Genomic DNA, 25,765 nt, shown 5'->3' with positions numbered 1-25,765 from the left:
ATCGCGCGACATGGCGCCTCCTCATGGCTGAATCCTTTCACCCGGATTGCGCCCGTTGTCCGCGGCTGGTGGAGTTTCGCGCGCAATCCCGCGCTGACCACCCTGGTTATTACGGCCGGGCTGTCCCGAGTTTTGGCCCCGAATCAGCGCCGCTGCTCATTGTTGGACTGGCGCCGGGTATGCACGGCGCCAACGCCACCGGACGGCCGTTCACCGGCGACTACGCCGGCATCCTGCTGTACCAGACGCTTTACGACCTCGGGCTGGCCTCGTCGCCGGTCTCCGAGTCGGCCGATGATGGCCTGGAACTGCTCGGCTGCCGCATCACCAATGCGGTGCGCTGTGTGCCACCGCAGAACAAGCCGGTGGGCGCCGAGATCAATCAGTGCAGGCCTTATCTGATCGAAGAGCTGAATGCGGTCCCCCGCGGCGGGGTGCTGCTGGCGCTCGGCAAGATCGCGCACGATCAGGTGATCCGCGCGCTTGGCTTGCGGGTGGCGGCCCACAAGTTTGGTCACGGCGCCGAGCATGCGTTGCCCAGTGGGCTGCGGCTGGTCGATTCCTACCACTGCAGTCGCTACAACACGAACACGCGCCGGCTCACCGCGGTCATGTTCGAGCAGGTGATGCGTCGGGCGCGCGATCTGTCTGCTCAGGCCACCACCACGTCCAGCTGATTCGTATACTGCGCGGCCGACCGCCGTTCGACATGCCGCGTTGAGTGATTCCTCGTTCAATCCGAAACGATTCGTCAGTGGCCTGACTCCGCGCCCTGGCGTTTATCAGATGCTGGGTGCTGACGGCGAGGTGCTTTATGTCGGCAAGGCGAAGAACCTCAAGAAGCGCGTGGCAAGCTATTTTCTGCGGGCCTCCGGTTCGGCCCGCATCGAGTCGATGGTGGATCAGATCCACGACATCGCGATCAATGTCACCGACACCGAGAACCAGGCGCTGCTGCTCGAAAGCAGCCTGATCAAGAAACACCGGCCGCGCTACAACATCGTGCTGCGCGACGACAAGAGCTATCCCTATCTGGTCATCACCGGTAATCACCCGTACCCGCGGATACGTTTTCACCGGGGTAGCCGCAAGAAACCGCATCGCTATTTCGGCCCATACCCCAACGCGGGGTCGGTGCGCCGGACCCTGGACTCGCTGCAAAAGCTGTTCAATCTGCGGCCGTGCTCCGATAGCTTCTTCGCCAACCGCACACGGCCCTGCCTGCAACATCAGATCAAGCGCTGTTCCGCGCCCTGTGTGCAGGCGATCTCTGAAACGGACTACGCCAGCGATGTTGCCGATGCCGTGCGGCTGCTGGAGGGCAAGAGCGAGGTGCTGGCGCGCAAGCTAACCGAACGGATGGAAGCGGCCTCCCAGGCGCTGGATTTCGAGCAGGCGGCCCGCTACCGCGATCAGATTGCGGCCCTGCGGACTATCCAGGGACCCAGCGACGCGGCCGGCACCGTGGATGACGCGGACTTTGTCGTGCTGGAACAACGCGCGGGGCTGAACGCTGTCGGCGTCGGCACTATTCGCAGCGGCCAGCATCTCGGCTATCGCAGCTTTTTTCCGAAGGGCGGGGCGGATGCCCCACCAGCCGAGGTGCTGGGCGCATTCATCGGCCAGTATTACGCCGAGCGCCCGCCGCCGCGGGAAATCGTCGTCTCGCATACGCCCGATGATGCCGAGCTGCTGGAAAGCGCCCTCGGAACGCTCTCGGGCCGCCGCGTGCAGATCAAGGTCAAGGTGCGTGGATCGCGGGCTCGGGTGCTGAAGACCGCCCACGACAGCCTGCAGGAAGCGGTTGCCGGTCGGCTGCTGCAAGGCGAGGCGCTGACACAGCGGTACCTGGCGCTGGGCGAACTCCTGGGCCTGGAGGACCGCCCCTCTCGGCTGGAATGCTTTGACATCAGCCACACGGGGGGCGAGTCGCCGGTCGCCTCTTGCGTGGTCTTCGATGAGGACGGACCGCTCAAGTCGGCCTACCGCCGCTTCAACCTGACCGATGTGACCCCCGGCGATGACTACGCGGCGATCCGCCAGGCTGTGTTACGGCGCTTCCGGCGGCTCAAAGAGGGCGAGGCGCCGGTGCCGGATGTGCTGCTGATTGATGGCGGCAAAGGGCAGCTTGGTCAGGCAGTGGAGGCGGTCAACGAGGCGGGCATGACCGGCGTCACCATCATCAGCGTGGCCAAGGGTGCCGATCGCCGGGTGGGACTGGAGCAAATCTTCCGCCCCGGCGCGGCGGTGCCCATCCGCCCCAAGAGTGACGACCCGGGCATGCATCTGATCCAGCAGATTCGCGACGAGGCGCACCGATTTGCCATCGAAGGTCATCGCGGTCAACGTGGCCGGGCGCGCAAGCAATCGGTTCTGGAAGAAATCGAAGGTTTGGGGCCGCGTCGTCGACAGGCGTTGCTACGCAGCTTCGGCGGCCTGCAGCGCGTGGAGCGGGCAGGGGTGGATGAACTTGCTCGTGTAGAAGGCATCTCACGCACGCTGGCCCAGCGCATCTACGATCGGTTTCATTCCTAGCTGAACGTCCCATACTCCCCATTCGACAACGCATAATAGAACCGTGCCACTGAACTTCCCCATGCTGCTGACCCTGATGCGGGTACTCGCGATTCCGTTCGTGGTGCTCGCGTTCTTCTGGCCGTCACCCTGGGCCGGGCCCGTCGCTGCGCTGCTGTTTCTCGTTGCGGCGATTACCGACTGGTTCGATGGCTGGCTGGCCCGTCGCTGGAACCAGACCTCGGCCTTCGGTGCCTTCCTGGACCCGGTGGCGGACAAGCTCATCGTCGCCACCTCGCTGGTGGTGCTGCTAAGCCACGACGCCAGTGTCCTGTTGAGCATTCTGGTGGCCGTGATCATTGGCCGGGAGATCACCGTGTCTGCGCTGCGGGAGTGGATGGCGGAGATCGGCGCCCGCGCTTCGGTGGCGGTGTCTTGGGTTGGGAAGGTGAAGACGACCTTTCAGATGACGGCCATCGTGCTGATGCTCTGGGGGCACCCGCTCGGACCAATCCCGATCTACGATATCGGTTACGGGCTGCTGTTTGTCGCAGCGGGGCTGACGCTGTGGTCCATGGCGATGTATGTGCGTGCCGCGTGGCCTGTACTGGCCGAGCACTCGACCCAAAACGCTTGACACCGTCGGTCGCCGCCATAGAATACGCGCCTCTCGCGGGAATAGCTCAGTTGGTAGAGCGCAACCTTGCCAAGGTTGAGGTCGCCGGTTCGAACCCGGTTTCCCGCTCCAAATTTGGTGAATCGGAGGCAGTGCCGGACCCGGTTCGCAACGATGCCTCGGCCGGCTCGCCGCCCGGGGCATTCGTTTTTTCAGACCGACGTTTTTGTCGGTTAAACTTGGCAGGTCGGCGACGATCGCCAAGACAAGCACCCGAGGCTGGGTGGCAGAGTGGTGATGCAGCGGATTGCAAATCCGTGTACGTCGGTTCGATTCCGGCCCTAGCCTCCATTTATGCAGACACGTGCGCCCGGATGGCGGAACTGGTAGACGCAAGGGACTTAAAATCCCTCGAAGGTGACTTCGTGCCGGTTCGATTCCGGCTCCGGGCACCAGTTCTCTCCGCCCCCCCAATGTCCTCGCGGTTCTGATGCTGCAATTTGACAGCATCGTGCTGCGTCGCGGGCGCAAGACACTGCTCGGGCCACTCTCGGCGGATCTGCCGCCGGGCTCGGTCACCCATCTCCAAGGCCCGAACGGCGTCGGCAAGACCACGCTGATTCACGCCCTGGTGGGCCTGCGCGAACCGGACGCCGGACAGGTGCGCTGGAACGGCGACGATATATTCGAAAGACCGGAGAGCCTGCGCCGCGTGCTGTGCTATGTGGCCCACGACGCGACCGGCAACGCTGCGCTCACGGCGGTGGAAGCACTGCGATTCACGCTCGCGGTCACCGGCGAGGAAGCCGACGCCGCAACCGACGCGCTGCGGGAATTCGGCTTGACCGGCCGTTCGCTGACCCAACCGCTGCGAACACTGTCGGCCGGCCAGCAGCGCCGGGTCGCACTGGCGCGCCTGGCGGTGAGCAAGGCGGCGCTGTGGGTGCTGGATGAACCGCTGAACGCCCTGGATGCCGCCTCGCGGGACGCTCTGTGCCAGCGATTCGCCCAGCATGCGCAGGCCGGTGGCACGGTCGTCGTCACGTCACATCAACCCCTGCCGATCGATGCGCATTGCATCGATCTGGCCGCCGCCTGAACGCCATGGGGATCTGGGGCGCAGTCTGGACTCGCGAATGGCAATTGCTGTTCCGGCAACGGCAGGACCTGCTCCAGCCGCTGACTTACTTCACCATGGTGGTGATGATTGTTCCGTTGGGCGTCGATCCGGCCGACGCGGTGCTGACGCTGGTCGCACCCGCCATCGTCTGGATCGCGGTCGTGCTCGCCGTGGTGTTGTCGCTGGACCGGCTGTTCCGTGATGACGCGCGGGATGGCACTTTGGCGGTGCTGCTCACCGCACCGACACCCTTGTGGTGGGTGCTGCTCGCCAAGCTCGGCGCGCATTGGCTGGGGCTGGGCAGCCTGCTGGCGATTGCCGCGCCGATCGCCGGTGCGGCCTATGGTCTGTCGCTGGCCGCCGCCGGCGTGCTGTTCGTGACGGTGATCGCCGGGACGCTCGGCCTCATGGCGCTGGGTCTGGTTGCAGGCGCGCTGACGGTGGGCCTCCGCAATGGCGGCGTGCTGGTGGCGATTATTCTTCTGCCGTTATACGTGCCGCTGCTGGTGTTCGGCGCGGGTGCCGTGGCGGCGGTGCAGTCCGGGTTTCCCGGTGCCGGTCCGGTATACTTCACGGCCGCCTTATCCATGCTGTACGCCACTTTGGCTCCGCCGCTGGCAGCCGTGGCGCTGCGACTGAGTTACGACTGATGTGGACCTGGTTTCACCGACTCGCCTCCCCGCCGACGTTTTATCGCTGGGGCGGTACGCTGCAAGTGATTTTCGGCGTTGCGGCCGCGGCACTGATCGTCGTCGGCACTTACGGCGGGCTGGTGCTGGCGCCGGCCGACTACCAGCAGGGCGATGCCTTTCGCATTATCTATGTTCATGTGCCCAGCGCGTGGTTGTCGCTACTCGTGTACACGACCATGGCGGTCGCCGGTGGCGTGGCGCTGATCTGGCGCATGAAACTGGCCGAACTGTTCGTGGTGGCCGCCGCGCCCATCGGCGCTGCGTTCACCGCGCTGGCGTTGGTCACCGGAATGCTTTGGGGCGAACCGATGTGGGGCACCTACTGGGTCTGGGATGCCCGGCTGACCAGCGAACTGGTACTGCTGTTTCTTTATCTCGGCGTCATCGCCCTCAACGGCGCGTTCGAGGACCCGCGACGCGGCGCCCGTGCGGCCGCCGTGCTGGCACTGATCGGCGTCGTGAACGTGCCGATCATTCATTACTCCGTGGAATGGTGGAACAGCCTGCATCAGGGCGCCACCGTGACGAAATTCGATTCGCCGTCGATCTCCATGGACATGCTCTGGCCGTTGCTGGTCAACGCGCTGGGTTTCACTTTCTACTACTGCGCGATGCAGTGCATGAGAATGCGTGCCCTGGTTCTGTCGCGGGAACGTGACGCGCGTTGGATTCGTGAGGCGGTGGCATGAGCGAGTCGTGGTGGAACATGGGAGGCTATGCGGTCTACGTATGGACCTCCTTCGGACTGACGGCTGCCGTCCTGCTCGGAGGCGTATTGCTGGGCTGGTCGTCACTGAGCCGGCAGCGTAGGGATATTCGATTGGAACGAGAAACGGACGATGACGCGTAGACAACGTCGCATGATGGCGGTGGCCGCACTGGTCCTTGGCGCCGGAACGGCAGTGGCCCTGGCGCTGGTCGCCTTTCAGAGCAATCTGATCTACTTCTACAGTCCGTCGGAAATTCTCGAAGGCGAGCTACCGGCCCAGGCCCGTGTGCGCTTGGGCGGGATTGTCGAAGAGGGCAGCGTCGAACGGTCTGCCACGGACACCACCGTCACGTTTCGGCTGGCGGACTGCGACAAGGCCATTCCCGTTCGCTACTCCGGAATTCTTCCTGACCTGTTCCGTGAAGGGCAGGGGATTGTCGCGATCGGTACCTACGATACGCAGACCGGATTCAGCGCGGAGGAAGTGCTCGCCAAGCATGACGAGAACTACATGCCGCCGGAGCTGGAAGCCTCACTGAAGGACAAGGCCGGCATGAGCTGCATGCCTGTGGCCCGAACATGATCCCGGAACTGGGCCATTTCGCGCTGTGCCTGGCGGCCGGGCTGGCGTTGATGCAATGCGTGGCACCGCTGTCCGGGGTCGCATTGCGCCGTGAGCGCTGGCAGGCCATGGCGTGGCCGCTCGCCGTGGGGCAGGTCGTATTCACCATCATCGCTTACGGCGCGTTGACCTGGTCGTTCATCCATGTGGATTTTTCGGTGCGCTACGTCGCCACCAACGCCCACAGCGAATTGCCGATGTTTTATCGGATTTCTGCCGTGTGGGGCGGCCACGAGGGCTCGCTGCTGCTATGGGTGCTGATGCTGGGTGCCTGGACGTTGCTGGTCGCCGGACTCAATCGGAGCCTGCCGCGCGACATCGGGGCATCGGTACTCGGCGTGATGGGGGCGATTTCCTTTGCGTTCCTGCTGTTCACGCTGCTCACATCCAATCCGTTCGAACGTCTGATTCCTGCACCGCCTGAAGGTCAGGATCTGAACCCGCTATTGCAGGATCCGGGGCTGATCATTCATCCGCCCATGCTGTACATGGGCTATGTCGGCTTTTCCGTGGCGTTTGCCTTCGCCATCGCAGCGCTGATCAGCGGCCGGCTGGATGCAGCCTGGGCGCGCTGGACACGACCGTGGACCACGCTGGCCTGGAGTTTTCTCACGGTCGGTATTCTGCTGGGATCATGGTGGGCCTATAACGAGCTCGGCTGGGGCGGGTGGTGGTTCTGGGATCCGGTCGAGAACGCGTCCTTCATGCCCTGGCTGATCGGCACCGCGCTGATCCATTCGCTGGCCGTCACCGAAAAACGGGGCATGTTCAAGGCATGGACCGTGCTGCTGGCGATCTCCGCGTTCGCGCTGTCCTTGCTGGGCACCTTCCTGGTGCGCTCGGGGGTGCTGGTGTCGGTGCATGCCTTCGCCACAGACCCGTCACGTGGCGTATTCGTGTTGATGATCTTCGGTTTCTTCGTCGGCGGAGCGCTGTTGCTGTTCGCGATGCGCGCGAACCGATTCCAGGTGTCACAACGGCTGACGCTGTTCTCACGCGAAGGCCTGCTGCTGCTGAACAATGTGTTCCTGTCGGTGGCCGCGCTCGCGGTGTTGCTCGGCACGCTTTACCCGTTGTTCATCGACGCGATGGGGCTGGGCAAGCTCTCGGTCGGACCTCCCTATTTCGACAGTGTGTTCGCACCGTTGACGCTGCCGCTGGTGCTGCTCGTGGGCTTCGCCATGCCGGTCATGTGGAAACGGGGCGACTGGGGCCGCGTCCGTCGGCAGGTGATGATTCCGCTGATCGCCGCAGTGCTGGTCGCAGTGCTGGTCGCGCTGTTCGGTGTTCGCGGGCTTGGGGTCACCGGCGCAATTCTGCTTGCGGTGTGGTGCATTGTCGGTGCGCTGGCCGAACCGCTGCGCATCACCCTGCGGCGTAGTCGGGTGAAGATGGCGCGGGGACAATGGGGCATGTCGCTGGCGCATGTCGGCCTGGGCGTCTTCGTGCTCGGTGTTGCGCTGGTCAACCACGGTTCGATTGAACGCGATGTGCGGCTGGCGCCGGGCGAAGCCGCCGAATTTTCCGGCTACTCGTTCAAGTTCATCGGCGTGGCGCGTGACGAAGGCCCGAACTTCAATGCGGATGTCGGCACCGTGGAAATTAGTCGGGAAGGCCGCTCCATCGCGACGCTGAACCCGGAAAAGCGCTATTACCGCACCGGTGGCAACCCGATGACCGAGGCAGCGATTGATGTCAGTCCGCTGCGGGATCTGTATGTCTCGCTGGGCGAGCCGGTGCAGGGCGGCGCATGGATTCTGCGGCTTTACGTGAAACCGTTGATTCGCTGGATCTGGTTTGGTGCGCTGCTCATGGCGTTTGGCGGCGCGCTGGCTGCGACCGATCGCCGGTACCGGCTGCGATCCCGAGCGTCATCGGCGGTGGTCGACCCAGAGTCGGTCCGCGCATGAGTCGCTGGGTTCTGATCGCGCCGATTCTGGTGGTCGGTGCCCTGATCGCTGTGTTTGCGGTCGGCCTGCGTCTGGACCCCAGCCGTGTGCCATCACCGCTGATCGACCAGCCGGCTCCGTCATTCGAGCTCCCCAGTCTGCGTGCGCCAGGCGAATTGCTCTCGGAGCGGCAGTTCGAAGGGCAGGTGAGCATCGTCAATGTTTGGGCAAGCTGGTGCGTGCCCTGCCGCCTGGAGCATCCGCTATGGATGGACTGGGCCGAGACATCCGATGTGCCGCTCTACGGGCTGAACTACAAGGATGCTCCGGGTGACGCCCTGGCATGGCTGGCTCGCCACGGCGACCCCTACCAGGCGATTGCCAGCGACCGAGCCGGCGATGTCGGCATCGACTGGGGGGTTTACGGTGTACCCGAAACTTTCGTCATCGATGCCACGGGCCGGATTCGCTACAAGCACATTGGCCCACTGGACCCGACCAGCATGGAAGAGACCTTCCGCCCGATTGTGCAGCGTTTGCTGCAGGAGCCAACGGCATGAAACTGCGCGCGGTTCTGGCGGGTGTGGCATTTGCGTTCTACGGGCTGGCCTTCGCGGCACCGGAGAATCTGTCGCCGGAACAGACCGAGCGCTACCACAGCCTGCTGGAAGAGCTGCGCTGCCTGGTCTGCCAAAACCAGAACATCGCCGAGTCCAACGCCTCGCTGGCCCAGGATCTCAAGCGGCAGGTCGCCGACATGCTGGTCGCCGGTCGCAGTGACGATGAGATCAAATCCTATCTGCAGGCGCGCTATGGCGATTTCGTGCTGTACCGGCCGCCGTTCAAGCCAACGACCTGGCTGCTTTGGCTGACGCCATTTGTCGTTCTGATTGCGACGCTGCTGATCGCGGTCTGGATGCTGCGCAAGCGACGCCCCGAGCCGACGTCGCCTGACTCGGTTGATCGCGAAGCCTTGCAGCGCCTGCTGGACAAAGAATGAAAGCTCTACTGATTGCCATCTTCATCGGCCTGGCGCTCGTCGCCATGCTGTTCCCGGCCTTCTCGCTGCGCCGCCTGCGGTCTGGAAGACGCAGTCGCCAGGCCGACAATGTGGCTGCGTTCCGCAGCCGCAAGGCAGAACTGGACACCGATCTCACCGCTGGGCGGATCGACACCGCGACGTTTGAACAGCTGGAAACCGACGCCGCGACCGAGCTGTTGCGTGACGCCCAGGCCGAGGAAGGCACCGCGCAGCCGGGCGGCCGCTGGATGGCGGCGGTCGCGATTCTGGTCGTGCCGCTGGTCGCCGCCGGGCTTTATCTGGCCAGCGGCGGCTTGCCTCCCATGTCGCATGCGGAGCAGATGAGCGGGCTGGTCGAACAACTGGAGTCGCGGGTCAGCGCGAGCCCGGATGATCTGGATGCGCGCCGCATGCTCGCACGGGTGTACATGGGAACCGAGCGTTATCAACCGGCTGCGAAGCTTTACCGGGAGATCAACGAACAGACCGACGGCAGCAACGTCGAAGCCCTGGTGGCCGAGGGCGAGGCGCTCGGCATGGCTCGTGGGCAGGACTGGCTTGGACGACCGGCCGCACTGTTCGATACGGCGCTTCAGATTGATCCAAACAACACGCGTGGGCTCTGGTACGGCAGCCTCGCCGCGGCGCAGGATGGCAAGCAAGACATCGCGCTGCTGCGCTTGCAGCGTCTGGATCGCCAGGAACTGGATGAGCCGCTGGCCGGGGCGGTCCGCCGTGCGGTGATCGCGCTCGGAGGCGTGCCGGCCGACGCATCGGAGACCGCACCGCCCGCGGCGGCCCCGGCTGACACGCCAGCCGAGGCGGGGACGCAGCTGTCTCTGACCGTCCAGCTCGCACCGAAGTTTGAAGACGCTGTACCCGACCGGTTCACGCTGTTCGTGTTCGCCAAGCAGGTGGCCGGGCCACCGATGCCGCTGGCCGCCAAACGGCTGGATTCGCCAAGGTTTCCGCTCGCTGTCACATTGAGCAGTCAGGATGCGATGATGCAGGGATTATCACTGGACTCGGCAGATCGCTGGTCAATCTCGGCCCGCATCTCGCGTGCCGGCGAGGCCCGAGCAAGCTCAGGCGACCTGCAGGGTCAGATCGAGCTGACACGAGATGACACGGGCCAAACGCATATGATTGTTATCGACGAGCGAGTGCCCTGATGCGTCATACGAGGCATTGCGCTAGCCTATATTGAGAATTTTCGCGCGGATATTCGATGAAATAGCCACTCGGCATGATTTCTCGACATGCCGCGCAGCGTCACTACCTAGGCTGCAGGACCTTCATCGCCACGCGGCGAATGCCTGCAACATCGAGCATACGTCCAACCAACTAAAAGGATAATCATGCGACTACGCAAAGCGGTCTTTCCCGTCGCGGGTCTGGGAACCCGTTTTCTCCCGGCGACCAAAGCCAATGCCAAGGAGATGTTGCCGATCGTTGACAAGCCGCTGATCCAGTACGCGGTGAAAGAAGCAGTTTCGGCCGGGGCTGAGGAGCTGGTGTTCATCACCAGCAACAACAAGAACTCAATCCTCGACCACTTTGACAAATCCTACGAGTTGGAAAAGCAGCTTGAGGAAAAGGGCAAGACGGCGTTGTTGCAGGAAGTCCGCGACATTCTGCCGCCCGGCATCACTTGTGTGTACATCCGTCAGCCTGAAGCCCGCGGCCTGGGTCATGCGATCTCCTGCGCGTGGACAGCCGTCGGCGACGAAGACTTCGCGGTGATTCTTGCCGACGACCTGATTGACGGAAAACTGCGCCCGGCCTTGGCACAGATGCAGCGCGTCTACCAGGAATACGGCACCTCGGTCATCGCCGTGCAGCGTGTTCCGCAGGACGAGGTCCACAAGTACGGCATTGTTGAGGTCGAGCCGGTCGGACCAGGCCTGGGCGAGATCCGCGGCATTGTGGAAAAGCCGGACCCGGAGAATGCGCCATCGAACCTCGCCGTTGTCGGCCGCTATATCCTGACGCCCCGTATCTTCAAACTGCTGGAGTCCACCGAGCCGGGAGCCGGCGGAGAGATCCAGCTCACCGACGCCATCAGCGCGATGATTCAGGAGCAGACGGTGCTGGCCTACGAATTTGAAGGCAAGCGCTACGATTGCGGCAGCAAGCTGGGTTATCTCCAGGCCAACGTCGAACTGGGACTCAAGCACCCGGACCTGGCAGAAGAGTTCCGCGAGTACCTGGCCGACCTGACGTCTTCCTGGCCTCGCGACGGCAAATAGAGCGTACTTTCGTATGAACGAGCAGCCCCGCTTCGGCGGGGCTGCTTCGTTTTGCGCGCATTCCTTTTCGTTTTGCGGAAAGCGCCGCCGGGGGCGCGTTGGGATTGCATCACGCAACTGCTTGCTGTCATTCGTTTTTTTGTTGCGATTCAGAGAGTTGACGGAGGCCCCCGTATCCAAGTTCGCCTGCGGTCACGCTCACGTGTTTGCGCGGGTGGGTTCTGGCGAAAAGCGCTCGTATACTGCGCCGATCCATCTGGTGCAGAGGCCGAAATGACCGGCGAAAAGCTGCGACATTTTCTAGAAACATCTCCGATTTCCGGAGGCAATGGCGCCTGGGTCGAAGCCATGTACGAGCAGTACCTGGCCGACCCGGATTCAGTCGAGGCCAGTTGGCGCGACTATTTCAAGCAGATGGAAACCGGCGGCGCCCGGCATGACGTCGCGCATAGCCCGATTCAGCGCTCTTTCGCGGAGCTGGCCCGCGCCAAGCCGGTGGTCAGCGTCGGCAAGGGCGGAGGGCTTTCCGCCCAGGCCGCATCGAAGCAATCGTCGGTGCTCCGACTCATCAACTATTACCGCGTGCGCGGGCACCAGGCTGCCAAGCTGGACCCCCTCGGCCTGGCCAATCAACCTCAGGTTCCTGATCTGGACCCGGCTTTCCATGGGCTTGGTAGCTCGGACATGGAAAACGAGTTCGATACCGGCTCGTTGGCCACGGCCAACCGGATGAAGCTGCGCGAGATTATCGACGTTGTGAAGCGCGTGTACACCGATTCGATCGGTGCCGAGTACATGTACATCACGGAAACGCAGCAAAAGCGCTGGATCCAGCGTCGCCTGGAAGGCACGATCGACGATCTGCGGCTGACGCCTGATGAACAAAAGGAAGTGCTCAAGCAGCTGACCGCCGCCGAGGGCATCGAGCGCTACATGCACACGCGCTACGTCGGCCAGAAACGCTTCTCACTCGAGGGTGGCGATTCGCTGATTCCAGCCCTGGACGAGTTGATTCGCCGTGCCTCGGCGCACGAGGTCGAAGAAGTCGTCATCGGCATGGCCCATCGAGGTCGATTGAACGTGCTGGTCAACGTGCTCGGCAAATCGCCCAAGGACTTGTTCGACGAATTCGAGGGCAAGGTCACGGCCGAGGACCTTAGTTTTTCCGGGGACGTGAAGTACCACAAGGGCTTTTCCAACGACATCGAAGTGGACGGTCGCCGTGTGCACATGGTGCTGGCATTCAATCCGTCACATCTGGAAATCGTGAACCCCGTGGTCGAGGGCTCGGTGAAGTCACGCCAGCATCGGCGCGGTGATGAGCGGGGCAACACGATTTTGCCGGTGCTGGTTCATGGCGACGCCGCCTTCGCCGGGCAGGGCGTGGTGATGGAGACCTTGCAGCTGTCGCAGGCCAAGGGCTATGCGACCGGCGGCACGGTGCATTTCATCGTCAATAACCAGGTTGGCTTCACGACCAATAACCCGATCGAAGTGGCGCAGCGTGAACACGCGCGCACATCGCTGTATTCCACCGACATCGCCAAGATGCTGGAAGCTCCGGTGTTTCATGTGAACGCGGACGATCCGGAAGCGGTGGTCTTTGTGACTCGTCTGGCGATGGATTTTCGGTCCGAGTTCCACAAGGACGTGATCGTCGATCTTGTCTGCTACCGACGCCACGGCCACAACGAGGCCGATGAACCTGCCGTCACGCAGCCGAAGATGTACGAAATCATCAAGGGCCATCCCACCCCCAGGGCCATCTACGCCAAGCGACTGGAAGAAGCCGGCGTGATCGATGGCAAGGAAGCGGATCAGCTCAATGCCGACTACCGCAACGGCCTGGATAACGGCGAGAACATCGCCCGCAACACGTTGGGGATGGTCGGTAACCAGTTCACGGTGAACTGGGGCAAATACGTCAACGGCCATTGGGACGCGTACTGCGAGACGAATGTCCCGGCCGAACAGATGAAAGGCTTGGCCGACAAGCTGCTGGACGTGCCGGACGGCTTCACGCTGCACAACCGCGTCGAACGGATCATGAAGGACCGCCGGAAGATGGCGGCCGGTGGCCTGCCGATCGACTGGGGTTTCGCCGAGACCATGGCCTATGCGGGCCTGATTGATGACGGGTTCCAGGTGCGGCTCAGTGGTCAGGATTCGGGGCGCGGCACGTTTTTCCATCGCCAGTGCCGCCTGATCAATCAGAAGGATGGCGAAGTTCACGTCCCGCTGCGCACGGTCGGGCAGCCCGAACAGTTCGTGATTAATGACACGCTGCTGTCCGAAGAGGGCGTGCTCGGCTTTGAATACGGGTATGCGACCGCACAGCCGGAAACGCTGGTGATCTGGGAGGCGCAGTTTGGCGATTTCGCTAACGGCGCACAGGTCGTCGTGGACCAGTTCATCGCGTCTGGCCACGCCAAGTGGGCACGCGTCTGCGGCCTGACGATGCTGCTACCTCACGGTTACGAAGGCCAGGGGCCGGAACATTCGTCGGCCCGCCTGGAGCGTTACCTGCAGCTATGCGCCGCCGACAACATGCAGGTCTGCGTGCCATCCACGCCCAGCCAGTTCTTCCACATGCTGCGGCGTCAGCTCAAGCGTGATTACCGGCTGCCGCTGATCGTGATGACGCCGAAGAGCTTGCTCAGGCACAAGCAGTCGGTCTCCTCGCTGGAGGATCTCCAGCAAGGACGCTTCGAAACCATCATCGACGACAAGGGCATCGAGGACAAAGCCGCCGTCCGGCGCATCGTGCTGTGCAGCGGAAAGGTGTACTTCGACCTGCTGCAGAAACGCGAGGAGCTGGAGCTCCAGAACCAGGTCGCCCTGGTTCGGATCGAGCAGCTCTACCCGTTCCCGCGCGATGAATACAAGGCCATTCTCGCGCGCTACGGCAATGCCAGCGAAATCGTCTGGTGCCAGGAAGAGCCCGAGAATCAGGGTGCCTGGTACCAGATCAAGCATCGCCTGCTGAACTCGCTGGGCGAGCGTCACGTCATGTTGTATGCCACACGAGCAGGGTCTCCCTCTACCGCAACGGGCTATCACAAGGTCCATGTGCAGGAGCAGGAGGAGCTGGTTCGCGAGGCATTGGAATCCGGCAATCGGACACGGGGTGAGTAGGATGCCTTTCACCGCCTGTGGTCACGCATATGGAATTTGTTTGGAGACGGAATGAGTATTGAAGTCAAAGTCCCGGCCCTGCCTGAGTCGGTTACCGAAGCCACCGTGGCAGTCTGGAACAAGAAGCCGGGTGATCGCGTGTCTCGCGACGAGAACATCTGCGAGCTCGAAACCGACAAGGTCATGCTCGAAGTGCCCGCTGTTGCCGATGGCGTGCTGAAAGAGATCAAGGCCGAAGAAGGCGCCACGGTGGGCTCTGGTGACGTGATCGCCGTGCTCGAAGAGGGTCAGGGCGGTGGTGATACCGATGACTCGGGTGCCGACGCCGACGAACAATCCGGTGAGTCCGAGGCGCCATCCGGGGAAGGCGAGGATAGTCCGCCGCTCAGCCCTGCCGTTCGCAAGCTGGTCGCCGAACACGACCTCGACCCGAGCAAGATCAAGGGCACGGGCAAGGGTGGTCGCATCGTCAAGAGCGACGTTGAAGACTACTTGGCCTCGAAGACCGACGACGCTGGCAAGTCCGACGAGGCCGGCCAGGCAGGCGAAAAGACCTCCAAGCCTGCACCGCAGGCCGAGCAGGTGAGCGTGCCGTCTGGCGACCGTGTGGAGCAGCGGGTACCGATGACCCGCATCCGCAAGCGCATCGCGGAGCGCCTCGTCGAGGCGCAGCAGACTGCAGCCATGCTCACGACCTTCAACGAGGTTGACCTCAAGGCCGTTATGGACCTGCGCGCCCGGTACAAGGACAACTTCGCGAAATCCTATGACATCAAGCTCGGCTTCATGTCGTTCTTCGTCAAGGCTTCCGTGGCGGCCCTCAAGCGCTACCCGATCGTCAATGCATCCATTGACGATGACGATGTGGTCTACCACGGGTACTACGATGTCGGCATCGCCGTTTCGACGGAGCGCGGGCTGGTCGTACCGATCTTGCGAGACGCGGAATCGATGAGCTTTGCCGAGATCGAACAGGCCATCAACAACTACGGCATGAAGGCCCGTGACGGCAAGATCACGATGGCTGACCTGCAGGGTGGAACCTTCTCCATCACCAACGGCGGGATCTTCGGGTCGATGTTGTCGACACCGATCCTCAATCCGCCGCAGTCGGCGATTCTTGGCATGCACGGCATCATCGAACGGCCCGTGGTGGTCGACGGCGAAATCGTCATCCGCCCAATGATGTACCTGGCGCTGTCCTACGACCATCGCCTGGTCGATGGCAAGGATGCCGTGATGTTCCTGCGCACGATCAAGGAAACACTGGAAGATCCAGGCCGTCTTCTGCTTCAGATTTAACTTGCAGATCCGTCCTTAATAGATTGATTTGCAACCATTCGAACAAATGAGAACTGAGCAATGAGCAAGGACTTTGACGTCATTGTGATCGGTGGCGGCCCGGCCGGGTACGTCGCCGCGATTCGCGCCGCGCAGCTGGGCATGAAGACCGCCTGCGTCGACAACTGGCTGAACCGCGATGGTACGCAGGCTTTCGGCGGCACCTGCCTCAATGCGGGCTGCATCCCGTCCAAGGCACTGCTTGAATCCTCGGAGCTCTATCACCGCGCGCATCACGAGTTCGAAAAGCACGGGATTGGTACAGGCAAGATCAAGCTGGATCTGGCCGCGATGCACGAACGCAAATCCGGCATTTGCCGCCAGATGAACGGCGGCGTACAGGCACTGTTCAAATCCAACGGCGTGGAGGGGATTCCAGGCACCGGCACGGTGCTGGGGTCCGGCAAGGTCAAGGTCACGCCGGTGGACCAGGGCGATGCGAGGGAACTGAGCTGCGAGCACATCATCATCGCCAGCGGCAGTTCGCCGGTGGAATTGAAGATTGCGCCCTTTGATGGCGATCGCATCGTTGATTCCTGGGGCGCGCTGGAGTTTCCTGAGGTGCCGAAGCGGCTGGGCATCATCGGTGCCGGCGTCATCGGCGTGGAGCTGGGCAGCGTATGGCAGCGCCTGGGGGCCGAAGTGGTCCTGCTGGAAGCGATGGACCAGTTTCTGCCGATGGCGGATCAGCAGATCGCAAAGGACGCCGCCCGCCAGTTCAAGAAGCAGGGGCTGGACATCCGGCTCGGCGCCCGCGTGCTGAGCGCCAAGGCGCAGAAGACGCAGGTCAAGGTCGAGTACCAGACCGGCGACGAGAAGCAGTCCGACACCTTCGATCGGCTCATCGTGGCTGTGGGTCGTCGGCCGAACACCGATTCACTGTTCGCCAAGGATTCTGGTCTTGCGCTGGACGACAAGGGTTTCGTCAAAGTCGATGAGACCTATCGGACCAACCTGCCCAATGTTTACGCCGTTGGCGACGTGATTGGCGGTCTGATGCTGGCGCACAAAGGCTCGGAAGAGGGCGTCGCCTGTGCTGAATTGATTGCCGGCCAGAAACCGGCGGTGAACTATGACGCGATTCCATCGGTCATCTACACCGCACCGGAACTGGCCTGGGTAGGCAAGACGGAAGAGCAGCTCAAGTCCGAGGGTGTGGACTACAACGTCGGGACATTCCCGTTTTCTGCGAACGGCCGCTCGAAAGCGTTGGAAATGTCCACGGGTTCGGTCAAGTTGGTCGCCGATGCGAAAACCGATCGCATCCTCGGCGCCCACATGGTCGGGCCCTATGTCTCGGAACTCGTGGCCGAAATGGTCGTCGCAATGGAATTCGGCGCAACCGCCGAGGATATTGCCCTGACCATGCATGCTCATCCCACGCTGTCGGAGGCGGTGCACGAAGCGGCTTTGTCCGTGCATGGACACGCCATCCACTCGATCAACAAGAAGAAGCGCTAATCATGCGAAAAACCCTTTTGATGCTGGCAATGCTGGCACCGGGCCTCGTGTTTGCAGAGCAGTCCCTGGACCTGAACCTGTCTGGTGACGCGATTCGCGGGGAGTTTTCTTCCGATACCGGTTTGCTACCCAATAGCAATGGCAAGCTGTCCTTCGGCGGTTTGTACTCCGACGATGACAACGCCGATTTCACCATGGGCCATCTGGGCTTGCTGGTCACCGGCGACGCCGGCGCCCGCAATGCGCTGGTCAACGCGGGTCTGGGCGTGCGCCTGGTCGGTCTGGACGTCAATGGTGGTGACGCCAACGGCGGTGCCGTGGCACTGGGTGGCGCGGTGGACGCAAGGCTGCCGGCATTCAACCGAATCGGCCTGGGGGCGTATCTCTATTACGCACCGGATGTATCGGCCTTTGGCGACATCGACAAGTTCCTCGAATATGCCGCGAACATTAACTACGAGCTGATTCGCAACGCCTACGTGTACGTCGGCGCGCGTCAGGTGCGCCTGGGTTTCGATCCGGGTAGCGAAATGAGTGTGGATACGGGTGCACACGCCGGTTTCCACCTGAAGTTCTGATCGAACGAGTGTAAAAGCAGACGCAAGATGGCAGGTCATTCCAAATGGGCGAACATCCAGCACCGCAAGGGCGCCCAGGACAAGAAACGCGGCAAGCTCTTCACCAAACTGGCGAAGGAAATCACCGTCGCCGCCAAGATGGGCGGCGGGGACGTTGATTCCAACCCACGGCTTCGATTAGCCATCGACAAGGCGAAAGCCCAGTCCGTGCCCAAGGACAACATCGAGCGCGCGATCAAGCGTGGCTCGGGTGCCATGGAAGGTGACGACTACGAGGAAATCCGTTACGAAGGCTACGGCCCCAATGGCGTTGCCGTGATGGTTGATTGCCTGAGCGACAACCGGAATCGTACGGTCTCAGACGTACGCCACGCCTTCACCAAGCATGGCGGCAACCTTGGCTCGGACGGTTCCGTGGCCTACCTGTTCAACCGCTCCGGCGTGATCGTGTTCTCCCACGGCGACGAAGCGCTGGAAGAACGTGTCATGGAGATCGCGCTGGAAGCGGGTGCCGAGGACATCACGACCAACGACGATGGCTCGATCGAGGTGCTTACACCTCCGGATGCCTATGAAGCGGTTCGCGATGCCCTCACCGCGGACGGGCTGGAGCCGGCGCATTCGGATGTCACGATGCTGGCGACCACCAGCGTTGAACTGGATGCCGAACAGGCAGAGACCCTGACCCGCCTGGTCGATGCACTAGACGATCTGGATGATGTGCAGGACGTCTTCACCAACGCTGAATACCCGAGCGAAGAGGTCGCCTGAACCTGGCGACCACGGTCCGTATTCTCGGCATCGATCCCGGATCCCGCTACACGGGTTGGGGCGTCATTGATGTGCTGGGGCAGCGCCAGACAGCGGTGGCCTGGGGTTGCGTCCGGCTCGGCGACGCAGCTTTTGATCAGCGCGTGCGTAAGATCTACGAGTCGCTGCACGACCTGGTTGGCGAGTATCGGCCCGCCGAAGCGGCACTCGAGGACGTGTTCGTCAATCGCAATGCGATGTCGGCCTTGAAGCTGGGGCAGGCCAGGGGGGCAGCAATGGCGGCCATCGCCTGCATGGATGTGCCGATTTCAGCGTATCCGCCAGCTCGAGTGAAGCAGAGCATCGTCGGCAACGGCCGAGCAGACAAGACACAGGTTGGGCATATGGTGCGGGCATTGCTGGGGGTTCAGAAACCGATACAGGCCGATGCCGCGGACGCGTTAGCGATCGCCGTCTGCCACGCGCATTGGCGCTCATCGCCGGCCGCGCGGCTACTGGCGCAGTCATCATGATCGGACGGCTCCGTGGCACCCTGATCGCCAAGCGTCCGCCGGTGCTTCTGATCGATGTGCAGGGTGTCGGCTACGAGGTCGAGGCGCCGATGTCGACCATCTACGAACTCGGCGAAACCGGCACGGATGTGATCGTGCACACCCACTTGAGCGTGCGCGAAGATGCACAGCAGCTCTTCGGCTTCGCATCAATGGCGGAGCGTGATCTATTTCGTGTGCTGATCCGCATCAACGGCGTGGGCGGCAAGCTGGCGCTGGCGATTCTCTCGACCATCCCGCCTGCGGATTTCACCCGTGTCGTCGAAGAGGGCGATGTCACCGCGCTCACGCGTGTACCTGGCATCGGCAAGAAGACTGCCGAACGTCTGGTCGTGGAAATGCGAGGCCGCACCGATGCCCTGATCGCATCCGGCAGGAGCGATGGACGTTCGCTGGAAGTGAAGCCGCAGGGCGCACCCTCCGAGGCCACCGACGCCTTGGTCGCATTGGGTTACAAGCCTGCAGAAGCCGGGCGGATGGTCCAAAAGGTGGCCGAGGCGGGGATGGACAGTGAAGCGATCATCCGTGCTGCCCTGCGCTCGGCCATGCGATAGTCGCGAACATGAGCGATTTTGATGACAGCCGCGTGGTGGATGCCTCGGCCTCCGGCGAAGAGGCCCGGATCGACCGTGCCATCCGCCCCAAGAAACTCGCTGATTATGTTGGGCAGGCCCCGGTCCGCGAGCGCCTCGGCATTTTTATCGAGGCGGCGCGTCAGCGCAGCGAGGCCCTGGATCATGTGCTGATCTTCGGGCCGCCCGGCCTGGGCAAGACCACATTGGCGCATATCATCGCTGCCGAGATGGGCGTGGGCTTGCGGCAAACCTCCGGTCCGGTGCTCGAACGCCCGGGTGATCTGGCTGCGCTGCTCACGAATCTGGAGCCGCATGACGTGCTGTTCGTCGACGAAATTCATCGCCTCAGCCCGGTCGTCGAGGAAGTGCTTTATCCGGCCATGGAGGATTATCAGCTCGATATCGTCATCGGCGAAGGGCCGGCCGCGCGCTCGATCAAGCTGGACTTGCCACCGTTCACCCTGGTCGGCGCGACGACCCGCGCCGGCTCGCTGACCTCACCGCTACGCGACCGCTTCGGCATCGTGCACCGGCTGGAGTTCTACACCCTGGATGAATTGAGCCGGATCGTCCGCCGCTCGGCCGACATCGTTGGTATGGAGTTGGACACCGGTGGCGCGATGGAAATCGCCCGTCGTTCCCGCGGGACGCCACGCGTCGCCAATCGTTTGCTGCGCCGTGTTCGCGACTACGCACAGGTCCGCGCAGACGGTGATGTCACCCAGGACGTTGCGCAGGCGGCGATGGATATGCTCGATGTCGACAAGGAAGGCTTTGACGTCATGGACCGCAAGCTGCTGTCGGCCCTGGTAGAGCGCTTTGATGGCGGTCCGACCGGCGTGGAGAGCCTGGCCGCCGCGATCGGTGAATCACGCGACACCATCGAAGACGTGATCGAGCCGTACCTGATTCAGCAAGGCTTCATGCAGCGCACGCCGCGAGGCCGGCAGGCGACGCGGTCGGCCTGGCTGCACATGGGCTTGCAGGCGCCGGCGGGCAGTGGTGAACCCGCCCAGGCCTTGTTTCCGGGCGACTAGGGACAGGCATCCACCGACGCGATCCACTGACCGATCAGGGCCACGCCGTCGGCATCGACCAGCCGCGAGGCCAAGGGCGGCATCGCGTGTTCGTCCCGCCGGTTCATCCGCTCGCGAATGATTGACCGCTCCGGTTCCCCCGGTGCCAGCAGGCGTGCGTCGTCGATGCCCAGCGTTTCGGACTGCGGTGACACATCGCAGATGCCCATGTCCGCCAGCGAGACCAGGGCACGCAAATCAATGCCCGCGCCGCTGCTGCCACCCGGCTGATGGCACATCGCACAATTGGTCTCCAGGTAGGCCCGTGCCCGCGCGTCGAGCGCCTGTGCCGGGTCGGCGGGATCGACCAGGGCGGTGGCCTGCTCAGCGTCGTTGATGGGGGTCGCAAACCAGTTGATGAAGGCCAGCGTGTCGAGCTGTTGGCCAATGCGGCCGGTCTCCGGGTAGCGCCAGGTCCTGTTGAGTTGTGATGTTGAGAGCCCAAGCGTCGTATTCGCCACATCGGTGTGGCATTCGAAGCATTCCGTGCGGCTGGGGTAGTGCCATGGCTCACCCTCCACGGACTCGTCCAGCGCATCGGGCAGTAACAAGGCCTCGTCACCGGCATCGTTCCATCGGTAGCTATAGCCGCCCCAGCGGTCGCCGTGCCGCATGAGCAGCCGGGTCTCGAATGGCTTGTCGTTGCGGAGAAAATGCTTGATCAGCACCGAGCCGACCGGGAACAGGAAGTCCCCCGAGCCGGTGCGCCCGAGAGTGGTGCCGTCCGGAATCGCGGCCGCCCGCGCTTTACTCGCACCATCGGACCAGAACGCGGCGGCGGGGGCATAGGACACGGTGCCCTCGGCAGGCGCCGTGGGGTCGTCCATGTCGACGCAGCCGGTTTGCGACAGGCGATCCGGCACGGTGTCGGTGGCAGGCTCGCTATCGGCCGATGACACCAGCCTGAAAACGCCGCGGCCGTCGTTGCCGCTGTAGTTGAGCACATAGAGTTCGCCGTCGTTGTCCTCGGCGAAACCGGCGATGCTCAACCCGGATTCCAGCGCGGCATCGTTGGCATCAATCGCACCGGCATCCCGATCAATCGCCCAGATGCGGCCATTGGTGAAATCACCGAATACATAGCGCCCCCGCAGCCCGGCAATCGCCTGACCGCGGTAGACGAAACCGCCGGTGACCGATCGACCGGCTTCGTGTGGATATTCCGCTACCGGCGGGGTCAAACCCGCCTGATCACAGCTGCTCGCGTTATAGCAGTGAAACCCTTCCAGGGTATTCCAGCCGTAGTTCTCGCCGCGGCGGATGATCGAGATTTCCTCATAGGCGTTCTGGCCAACGTCTCCCGCCCACAGTTCGCCTGTCAATCGGTCGAAACTCCAGCGAAACGGGTTGCGCAAACCCCAGGCGAAGATTTCCGGAGCACCGCCCCCGCTGGCGAATGGGTTGTCAGCCGGAATCTCGTAAGGCGGTGCGCCATCCACGTCGATCCGCAGCATGGAACCCAGCAAGGTTTGCGTGTTTTGACCATGGCCTTGTGGGTCCCCACCGGAGCCGCCGTCGCCCAAGCCAAGATAAAGCAGGCCATCGGGGCCAAATAGCAGGGTGCCGCCATTGTGGTTGGCAAAGGGCTGGCTGATTTCCAGGATGACGGTCTCCGAGCCGGGCAGGGCAACCCCGGCACCGTCGATCGCAACACTGCTGACTCGGCTGCGCCGCGGACCCTCTAGGCTGTAGTAGACGAACAGGCGGGAGTCCGCAGGGAATTCGGGGTGAAAATCCATGCCCAGCAGACCTTGCTCGCCGCTGTTGACGACCACGTCACTGAGGTCGAGCACGGTTTGCAGCGAATCGGCATCGCTGCGATTGGCGAATCGACGAATCAGCCCGTTCTGTTGCGCCGAGTACCACTGGCTGTTGTCGTGCGGTGCTTGATGCAAGGTCACGAGCTGCGACAGCGCCGGCAGTTCCGGAAAGGCGGCTTCCAGCTCAAACGCCGCGCTGCCGGATGGCGCGAACTCGCTCGCCACACAGGCCGAATTCGTCGGCCGTGTGTCCAGGCCCACGGTTTCACCCGGCGGTGGATCATCGACAGGATCGGGCACCCCAGCGGGAGACCCGCCGCCGCCGCAACCCCAGAGCGACAACGCCATCAGGAGTGCCGCAGTTCGCGTCGGTGTCAGCATGTTCGGACTCGGTGGAACGCGGCCGAGAGCGGCTTCGACGTTCGATACAGGCGGACTACCTGAATACCGCAGCCTGTACTGGGCCGTCCAACTCTGCCCAGGCCCGAAACATGCCGCGCGTGCTCATGGGCAGACAGACGAGCCCGTCGCGGTCGATGCCGATCAACCCACCCATGCCGCCACAGGCAACGATCTGGTCGATGACCAGCTCTGCAGCCGCGGTCATCGGTTCGTGTCCGAGGAGCATGCGCCAGTGAATCTGTGCCGCAGCATTGACGCGGACAAATGATTCGCCGTGGCCGGTGGAGGAGATCGCGCAGCTCGCATCGCTGGCCCAGGTGCCGGCACCGATGATGCCGGAATCCCCGACACGCCCTGGCGCCTTGTTGGTCATTCCGCCGGTCGAGGTTGCCGCAGCAAGTGCACCGCGTGCGTCGCGAGCAACGGCGCCCACCGTGCCTAAAGGCTCGTCGTGATCGAGCATGATGGCGGAGCGTTCGCGGGCTCGGTCCAACTGCCGAAGTCGGTCGTTCACGACAAAATAGTCGGGCGGAGCGGTGTCGACACCAAACCGATCGCAAGCCTGATCCGCGTTCGGGCCAACCAGCATCACGTGATGGCCGTCGTCCATGACCGCGCGTGCAAGGCCAATGGGATTGCGCGGACGACGTACTCCGGCGACGGCCCCACAGGCGCCGTCTCCACGCATGATGGAGGCGTCCAGTTCCGCGTCGCCATCGGCATTGAGCACGGCGCCACGGCCGGCATTGAACAGTTCGCAATCCTCCAGCTGCCGAACCGCGAGTTCGACGGCATCAATGGCGTCGGCGCCGTCGGCCAAGGCTTGCCGTGTCGAAACCCCGATTGCTTGCAGGGCAGCCAGGTGGTCAGCGTAGCCATGATCCCGATCCGGCATATCGCCGGCGCCGCCGTGGATCGCAAATGAAACAGGGTGATGGGTCATGCGGAGAAGTCCGTAAGGTTGAGTATTAAGGAGACACTGATCTATTCCCGCCGCCAAGTGGCCGCCTGAAAACAGGCCAGGCACGGCGCGGGAAGTGAAGTTTGGTCATTCCAAACAAGCGACGAGTAACGCCGCATGGCCTGTTTTCAGGCGCAATCCGGATGGAACGGGCCGGTTTTCCGCAATATTACGCGTATAATCAGTTATTTAACCCGCAAGCTATCTGCTGCGGCCTCTTTGACGACAGGCTTGGCAAGGAATGCCGGACTCATCTGACAACACAACGTTCTGGTGGACCACGCGTGTCTACTATGAAGACACGGACGCCAGTGGCGTGGTTTATCACGCCAACTATCTACGCTATCTGGAGCGCGCCCGCACCGAGTGGGTGCGCCATCTTGGCTGGTCGCAGGAAGCGCTCCGAAACGAACTGGATCTCTGTTTCGCGGTCAGTGAGATGACCACACGGTTTCTCGGGCCGGCTCGACTGGACGACGAACTGGCTGTGTCAGTGCAGATCACCGAGCGCAAACGCGCCAGTCTGCGCTTCACTCAGGCAGTGCATCTCGGCACACCGGCAGGGCGCTGCCTCATCCAGGCGCAGGTCCGAGCGGCCTGCCTGACCGAATCGACCTTCAAGCCGCGCGCGCTGCCGGCTTTGTTTTTTGGGAGCAACGCATGAACAACGAGCTGTCGCTCACACATTTGATCTTTGACGCCAGTCTGCTGGTGCAACTGGTCATGGCCGGACTCATGGTGGCGTCCGTGCTGTCCTGGATCATCATCGTCTCCAAGCGTCGGATGTTGGGTCGCATCCAGCGATCGGCGAATCGGTTCGAGGATCGATTCTGGTCGGGTGGGCAGATCTCCGAGATCTACGATCGGGTCAAGGGCAGCGACCATGCGGACCACGGCATGGAGGCCTTGTTTCTTGCCGGCTACGAGGAGTACCGGCGGCAGCGATCCAACATGCAGCAGAACGATGACCGCGGCGCCGACGAATCGGCCGCCGGGGCCGTTCAACGTGCCATGCGGGTGGCGCAGATGCGCGAAGTCGATCGTATGGAGGGCGGGCTTCCGGTCCTCGCGACGATTGGCTCGACCAGCCCGTATGTCGGCTTGTTTGGAACGGTCTGGGGGATCATGCATGCCTTCATCGCCATCGGAAACGTCAAACAGGCAACCCTGGCCATGGTCGCACCGGGCATTGCCGAGGCGCTGATCGCGACCGCGATCGGCCTCTTCGCAGCGATCCCGGCGGTTATTGCGTACAACATCTTCACCAGCCAGCTGGACCGGCTGGAGAGCCGTTTCCAGGCGTGTTCCGAGGAGCTGGTCGGCATTCTTGAGCGCGGGCTGCAAAGCACCAGCCGCCGCCCAGAAGCCTAGGAGTCTTCGACCATGGCTCGCAGAAAGCTCGCGGCGGAAATGAACGTCGTGCCCTACATCGACGTGATGTTGGTGCTGCTGGTGATTTTCATGATCACCGCACCGTTGCTCACGCAGGGCGTGGATGTAGACCTGCCTGACGCCAACGCCGAACCGATGGGTGTCGACTCCAGCAACGAGCCGGTGATCCTGTCGGTAGACGCAGCGGGTGACATGTATCTGTCCATCGGACCCGATCCCGAGGCGCCGATCACTCGCGATCAGGCAATCGACATCATTCAGGCGGCCAAGCGCAGCCGGCCGGATCTCGCGGTGGTGCTCGAGGGCGACGGCAAGGTTGACTACCACTCG

The 25,765-nt window shown here is 62.8% G+C and carries 26 protein-coding genes and 3 tRNA genes; 27 read left to right on the top strand and 2 right to left on the bottom strand.

Features of this window, described 5'->3' with window-relative positions:
* Nucleotides 1-23: 23 nt before the first annotated feature.
* The 24 genes from ACE1EY_RS02070 (at nucleotide 24) to ruvB (ending at nucleotide 20,881) form a co-directional block, all read left to right on the top strand.
* Nucleotides 24-677: a uracil-DNA glycosylase gene (locus ACE1EY_RS02070; protein ID WP_370299333.1), complete on the top strand. Its 654-nt coding sequence runs from the start codon at nucleotides 24-26 to the stop codon at nucleotides 675-677.
* Between the two features lie 40 nt (nucleotides 678-717).
* Nucleotides 718-2,535, top strand: a complete 1,818-nt coding sequence (gene uvrC / locus ACE1EY_RS02065; protein ID WP_291512564.1) for an excinuclease ABC subunit UvrC — start codon at nucleotides 718-720, stop codon at nucleotides 2,533-2,535.
* Nucleotides 2,536-2,596: 61 nt separating this feature from the next.
* Nucleotides 2,597-3,151: a CDP-diacylglycerol--glycerol-3-phosphate 3-phosphatidyltransferase gene (pgsA, locus tag ACE1EY_RS02060; RefSeq protein ID WP_291512565.1), complete on the top strand. Its 555-nt coding sequence runs from the start codon at nucleotides 2,597-2,599 to the stop codon at nucleotides 3,149-3,151.
* A 35-nt stretch (nucleotides 3,152-3,186) separates the two neighbouring features.
* Nucleotides 3,187-3,262 (top strand) — tRNA-Gly (locus ACE1EY_RS02055).
* 145 nt (nucleotides 3,263-3,407) lie between these two features.
* A tRNA-Cys gene (locus ACE1EY_RS02050) sits at nucleotides 3,408-3,481 on the top strand.
* A 17-nt stretch (nucleotides 3,482-3,498) separates the two neighbouring features.
* A tRNA-Leu gene (locus ACE1EY_RS02045) sits at nucleotides 3,499-3,585 on the top strand.
* 35 nt (nucleotides 3,586-3,620) lie between these two features.
* Nucleotides 3,621-4,229: a cytochrome c biogenesis heme-transporting ATPase CcmA gene (gene ccmA, locus ACE1EY_RS02040; protein WP_291512566.1), complete on the top strand. Its 609-nt coding sequence runs from the start codon at nucleotides 3,621-3,623 to the stop codon at nucleotides 4,227-4,229.
* Between the two features lie 5 nt (nucleotides 4,230-4,234).
* Nucleotides 4,235-4,900: a heme exporter protein CcmB gene (gene ccmB / locus ACE1EY_RS02035; RefSeq protein ID WP_373928031.1), complete on the top strand. Its 666-nt coding sequence runs from the start codon at nucleotides 4,235-4,237 to the stop codon at nucleotides 4,898-4,900.
* On the top strand, nucleotides 4,900-5,631 hold the full coding sequence (locus ACE1EY_RS02030) for a heme ABC transporter permease (protein WP_291512568.1): 732 nt from the start codon (nucleotides 4,900-4,902) through the stop codon (nucleotides 5,629-5,631). The genes ccmB and ACE1EY_RS02030 overlap by 1 nt, the downstream gene beginning before the upstream one ends.
* A complete protein-coding gene (gene ccmD / locus ACE1EY_RS02025; protein WP_291512569.1) occupies nucleotides 5,628-5,792 on the top strand; it encodes a heme exporter protein CcmD in 165 nt (54 codons plus the stop codon). Before ACE1EY_RS02030 ends, ccmD begins: the two co-directional genes overlap by 4 nt.
* Nucleotides 5,782-6,234 carry a cytochrome c maturation protein CcmE gene (ccmE, locus tag ACE1EY_RS02020; protein WP_370299330.1) on the top strand — a complete coding sequence of 151 codons (453 nt, stop codon included), beginning with the start codon at nucleotides 5,782-5,784 and terminating at the stop codon, nucleotides 6,232-6,234. The genes ccmD and ccmE overlap by 11 nt, the downstream gene beginning before the upstream one ends.
* Nucleotides 6,231-8,183, top strand: a complete 1,953-nt coding sequence (locus ACE1EY_RS02015) for a heme lyase CcmF/NrfE family subunit (protein WP_291512571.1) — start codon at nucleotides 6,231-6,233, stop codon at nucleotides 8,181-8,183. The genes ccmE and ACE1EY_RS02015 overlap by 4 nt, the downstream gene beginning before the upstream one ends.
* Nucleotides 8,180-8,722 carry a DsbE family thiol:disulfide interchange protein gene (locus ACE1EY_RS02010; RefSeq protein WP_291512572.1) on the top strand — a complete coding sequence of 181 codons (543 nt, stop codon included), beginning with the start codon at nucleotides 8,180-8,182 and terminating at the stop codon, nucleotides 8,720-8,722. Before ACE1EY_RS02015 ends, ACE1EY_RS02010 begins: the two co-directional genes overlap by 4 nt.
* A complete protein-coding gene (locus ACE1EY_RS02005) occupies nucleotides 8,719-9,162 on the top strand; it encodes a cytochrome c-type biogenesis protein (protein WP_291512573.1) in 444 nt (147 codons plus the stop codon). Before ACE1EY_RS02010 ends, ACE1EY_RS02005 begins: the two co-directional genes overlap by 4 nt.
* Nucleotides 9,159-10,355, top strand: a complete 1,197-nt coding sequence (gene ccmI / locus ACE1EY_RS02000; RefSeq protein WP_291512574.1) for a c-type cytochrome biogenesis protein CcmI — start codon at nucleotides 9,159-9,161, stop codon at nucleotides 10,353-10,355. The genes ACE1EY_RS02005 and ccmI overlap by 4 nt, the downstream gene beginning before the upstream one ends.
* A gap of 186 nt (nucleotides 10,356-10,541) precedes the next feature.
* Complete coding sequence (galU, locus tag ACE1EY_RS01995) at nucleotides 10,542-11,432, top strand: UTP--glucose-1-phosphate uridylyltransferase GalU (protein ID WP_291512575.1); 891 nt, start codon at nucleotides 10,542-10,544, stop codon at nucleotides 11,430-11,432.
* Between the two features lie 273 nt (nucleotides 11,433-11,705).
* Nucleotides 11,706-14,567 (top strand): 2-oxoglutarate dehydrogenase E1 component, encoded by a 2,862-nt coding sequence (locus ACE1EY_RS01990; RefSeq protein ID WP_291512576.1) that lies wholly within the window; start codon nucleotides 11,706-11,708, stop codon nucleotides 14,565-14,567.
* 51 nt (nucleotides 14,568-14,618) lie between these two features.
* Nucleotides 14,619-15,869 (top strand): 2-oxoglutarate dehydrogenase complex dihydrolipoyllysine-residue succinyltransferase, encoded by a 1,251-nt coding sequence (gene odhB / locus ACE1EY_RS01985; protein ID WP_370299329.1) that lies wholly within the window; start codon nucleotides 14,619-14,621, stop codon nucleotides 15,867-15,869.
* 60 nt (nucleotides 15,870-15,929) lie between these two features.
* Nucleotides 15,930-17,369 (top strand): dihydrolipoyl dehydrogenase, encoded by a 1,440-nt coding sequence (gene lpdA, locus ACE1EY_RS01980; protein ID WP_291512579.1) that lies wholly within the window; start codon nucleotides 15,930-15,932, stop codon nucleotides 17,367-17,369.
* 2 nt (nucleotides 17,370-17,371) lie between these two features.
* Nucleotides 17,372-17,947, top strand: coding sequence for a YfaZ family outer membrane protein (locus ACE1EY_RS01975; protein ID WP_291512580.1), 576 nt, complete (start codon nucleotides 17,372-17,374; stop codon nucleotides 17,945-17,947).
* Between the two features lie 27 nt (nucleotides 17,948-17,974).
* Nucleotides 17,975-18,718: a YebC/PmpR family DNA-binding transcriptional regulator gene (locus tag ACE1EY_RS01970; RefSeq protein WP_291512581.1), complete on the top strand. Its 744-nt coding sequence runs from the start codon at nucleotides 17,975-17,977 to the stop codon at nucleotides 18,716-18,718.
* Nucleotides 18,694-19,230 (top strand): crossover junction endodeoxyribonuclease RuvC, encoded by a 537-nt coding sequence (gene ruvC, locus ACE1EY_RS01965; RefSeq protein ID WP_370299337.1) that lies wholly within the window; start codon nucleotides 18,694-18,696, stop codon nucleotides 19,228-19,230. The genes ACE1EY_RS01970 and ruvC overlap by 25 nt, the downstream gene beginning before the upstream one ends.
* The gene (ruvA, locus tag ACE1EY_RS01960) at nucleotides 19,227-19,823 is read left to right on the top strand and encodes a Holliday junction branch migration protein RuvA (RefSeq protein ID WP_291512582.1); all 597 of its coding nucleotides are present in this window, start codon (nucleotides 19,227-19,229) and stop codon (nucleotides 19,821-19,823) included. Before ruvC ends, ruvA begins: the two co-directional genes overlap by 4 nt.
* A gap of 8 nt (nucleotides 19,824-19,831) precedes the next feature.
* Nucleotides 19,832-20,881 (top strand): Holliday junction branch migration DNA helicase RuvB, encoded by a 1,050-nt coding sequence (gene ruvB / locus ACE1EY_RS01955; RefSeq protein WP_370299327.1) that lies wholly within the window; start codon nucleotides 19,832-19,834, stop codon nucleotides 20,879-20,881.
* Here the strand turns inward: ruvB and ACE1EY_RS01950 are convergent.
* Together ACE1EY_RS01950 and ACE1EY_RS01945 are read right to left on the bottom strand one after the other, a co-directional pair.
* Nucleotides 20,878-23,061, bottom strand: coding sequence for a PQQ-dependent sugar dehydrogenase (locus ACE1EY_RS01950; RefSeq protein WP_370299326.1), 2,184 nt, complete (start codon nucleotides 23,059-23,061; stop codon nucleotides 20,878-20,880). The two genes, ruvB and ACE1EY_RS01950, sit on opposite strands and share 4 nt — an antisense overlap.
* A gap of 55 nt (nucleotides 23,062-23,116) precedes the next feature.
* The gene (locus ACE1EY_RS01945) at nucleotides 23,117-24,025 is read right to left on the bottom strand and encodes an isoaspartyl peptidase/L-asparaginase family protein (RefSeq protein WP_370299325.1); all 909 of its coding nucleotides are present in this window, start codon (nucleotides 24,023-24,025) and stop codon (nucleotides 23,117-23,119) included.
* 259 nt (nucleotides 24,026-24,284) lie between these two features.
* Here ACE1EY_RS01945 and ybgC point away from each other — a divergent pair, with 259 nt between their 5' ends.
* The 3 genes from ybgC to ACE1EY_RS01930 all read left to right on the top strand — a co-directional run.
* Nucleotides 24,285-24,707: a tol-pal system-associated acyl-CoA thioesterase gene (ybgC, locus tag ACE1EY_RS01940; protein WP_291513581.1), complete on the top strand. Its 423-nt coding sequence runs from the start codon at nucleotides 24,285-24,287 to the stop codon at nucleotides 24,705-24,707.
* Entirely contained in the window at nucleotides 24,704-25,414 is a 711-nt protein-coding gene (gene tolQ, locus ACE1EY_RS01935; protein ID WP_370299324.1) for a protein TolQ, read from the top strand. The genes ybgC and tolQ overlap by 4 nt, the downstream gene beginning before the upstream one ends.
* Nucleotides 25,415-25,426: 12 nt before the next feature.
* Nucleotides 25,427-25,765: biopolymer transporter ExbD (locus tag ACE1EY_RS01930; RefSeq protein WP_370299323.1), on the top strand; the 339-nt coding region annotated here is incomplete at its 3' end.

Source organism: Abyssibacter sp. (genome assembly GCF_964229365.1).
GTDB lineage: Bacteria > Pseudomonadota > Gammaproteobacteria > Nevskiales > OUC007 > Abyssibacter.
This window is presented reverse-complemented; position numbering and strand designations above follow the sequence as displayed.

Bases quoted from the DNA above. Each gene is read 5' to 3' on its own strand.
- ACE1EY_RS02070 (WP_370299333.1), top strand. From the start codon at position 24: ATGGCTGAATCCTTTCACCCGGATTGCGCCCGTTGTCCGCGGCTGGTG.
- pgsA (WP_291512565.1), top strand. From the start codon at position 2,597: ATGCTGCTGACCCTGATGCGGGTACTCGCGATTCCGTTCGTGGTGCTC.
- ccmA (WP_291512566.1), top strand. From the start codon at position 3,621: ATGCTGCAATTTGACAGCATCGTGCTGCGTCGCGGGCGCAAGACACTG.
- ccmB (WP_373928031.1), top strand. From the start codon at position 4,235: ATGGGGATCTGGGGCGCAGTCTGGACTCGCGAATGGCAATTGCTGTTC.
- ACE1EY_RS02030 (WP_291512568.1), top strand. From the start codon at position 4,900: ATGTGGACCTGGTTTCACCGACTCGCCTCCCCGCCGACGTTTTATCGC.
- ccmD (WP_291512569.1), top strand. From the start codon at position 5,628: ATGAGCGAGTCGTGGTGGAACATGGGAGGCTATGCGGTCTACGTATGG.
- ccmE (WP_370299330.1), top strand. From the start codon at position 5,782: ATGACGCGTAGACAACGTCGCATGATGGCGGTGGCCGCACTGGTCCTT.
- ACE1EY_RS02015 (WP_291512571.1), top strand. From the start codon at position 6,231: ATGATCCCGGAACTGGGCCATTTCGCGCTGTGCCTGGCGGCCGGGCTG.
- ACE1EY_RS02010 (WP_291512572.1), top strand. From the start codon at position 8,180: ATGAGTCGCTGGGTTCTGATCGCGCCGATTCTGGTGGTCGGTGCCCTG.
- ACE1EY_RS02005 (WP_291512573.1), top strand. From the start codon at position 8,719: ATGAAACTGCGCGCGGTTCTGGCGGGTGTGGCATTTGCGTTCTACGGG.
- ccmI (WP_291512574.1), top strand. From the start codon at position 9,159: ATGAAAGCTCTACTGATTGCCATCTTCATCGGCCTGGCGCTCGTCGCC.
- galU (WP_291512575.1), top strand. From the start codon at position 10,542: ATGCGACTACGCAAAGCGGTCTTTCCCGTCGCGGGTCTGGGAACCCGT.
- ACE1EY_RS01990 (WP_291512576.1), top strand. From the start codon at position 11,706: ATGACCGGCGAAAAGCTGCGACATTTTCTAGAAACATCTCCGATTTCC.
- odhB (WP_370299329.1), top strand. From the start codon at position 14,619: ATGAGTATTGAAGTCAAAGTCCCGGCCCTGCCTGAGTCGGTTACCGAA.
- lpdA (WP_291512579.1), top strand. From the start codon at position 15,930: ATGAGCAAGGACTTTGACGTCATTGTGATCGGTGGCGGCCCGGCCGGG.
- ACE1EY_RS01975 (WP_291512580.1), top strand. From the start codon at position 17,372: ATGCGAAAAACCCTTTTGATGCTGGCAATGCTGGCACCGGGCCTCGTG.
- ACE1EY_RS01970 (WP_291512581.1), top strand. From the start codon at position 17,975: ATGGCAGGTCATTCCAAATGGGCGAACATCCAGCACCGCAAGGGCGCC.
- ruvA (WP_291512582.1), top strand. From the start codon at position 19,227: ATGATCGGACGGCTCCGTGGCACCCTGATCGCCAAGCGTCCGCCGGTG.
- ruvB (WP_370299327.1), top strand. From the start codon at position 19,832: ATGAGCGATTTTGATGACAGCCGCGTGGTGGATGCCTCGGCCTCCGGC.
- ACE1EY_RS01950 (WP_370299326.1), bottom strand. From the start codon at position 23,061: ATGCTGACACCGACGCGAACTGCGGCACTCCTGATGGCGTTGTCGCTC.
- ACE1EY_RS01945 (WP_370299325.1), bottom strand. From the start codon at position 24,025: ATGACCCATCACCCTGTTTCATTTGCGATCCACGGCGGCGCCGGCGAT.
- ybgC (WP_291513581.1), top strand. From the start codon at position 24,285: ATGCCGGACTCATCTGACAACACAACGTTCTGGTGGACCACGCGTGTC.
- tolQ (WP_370299324.1), top strand. From the start codon at position 24,704: ATGAACAACGAGCTGTCGCTCACACATTTGATCTTTGACGCCAGTCTG.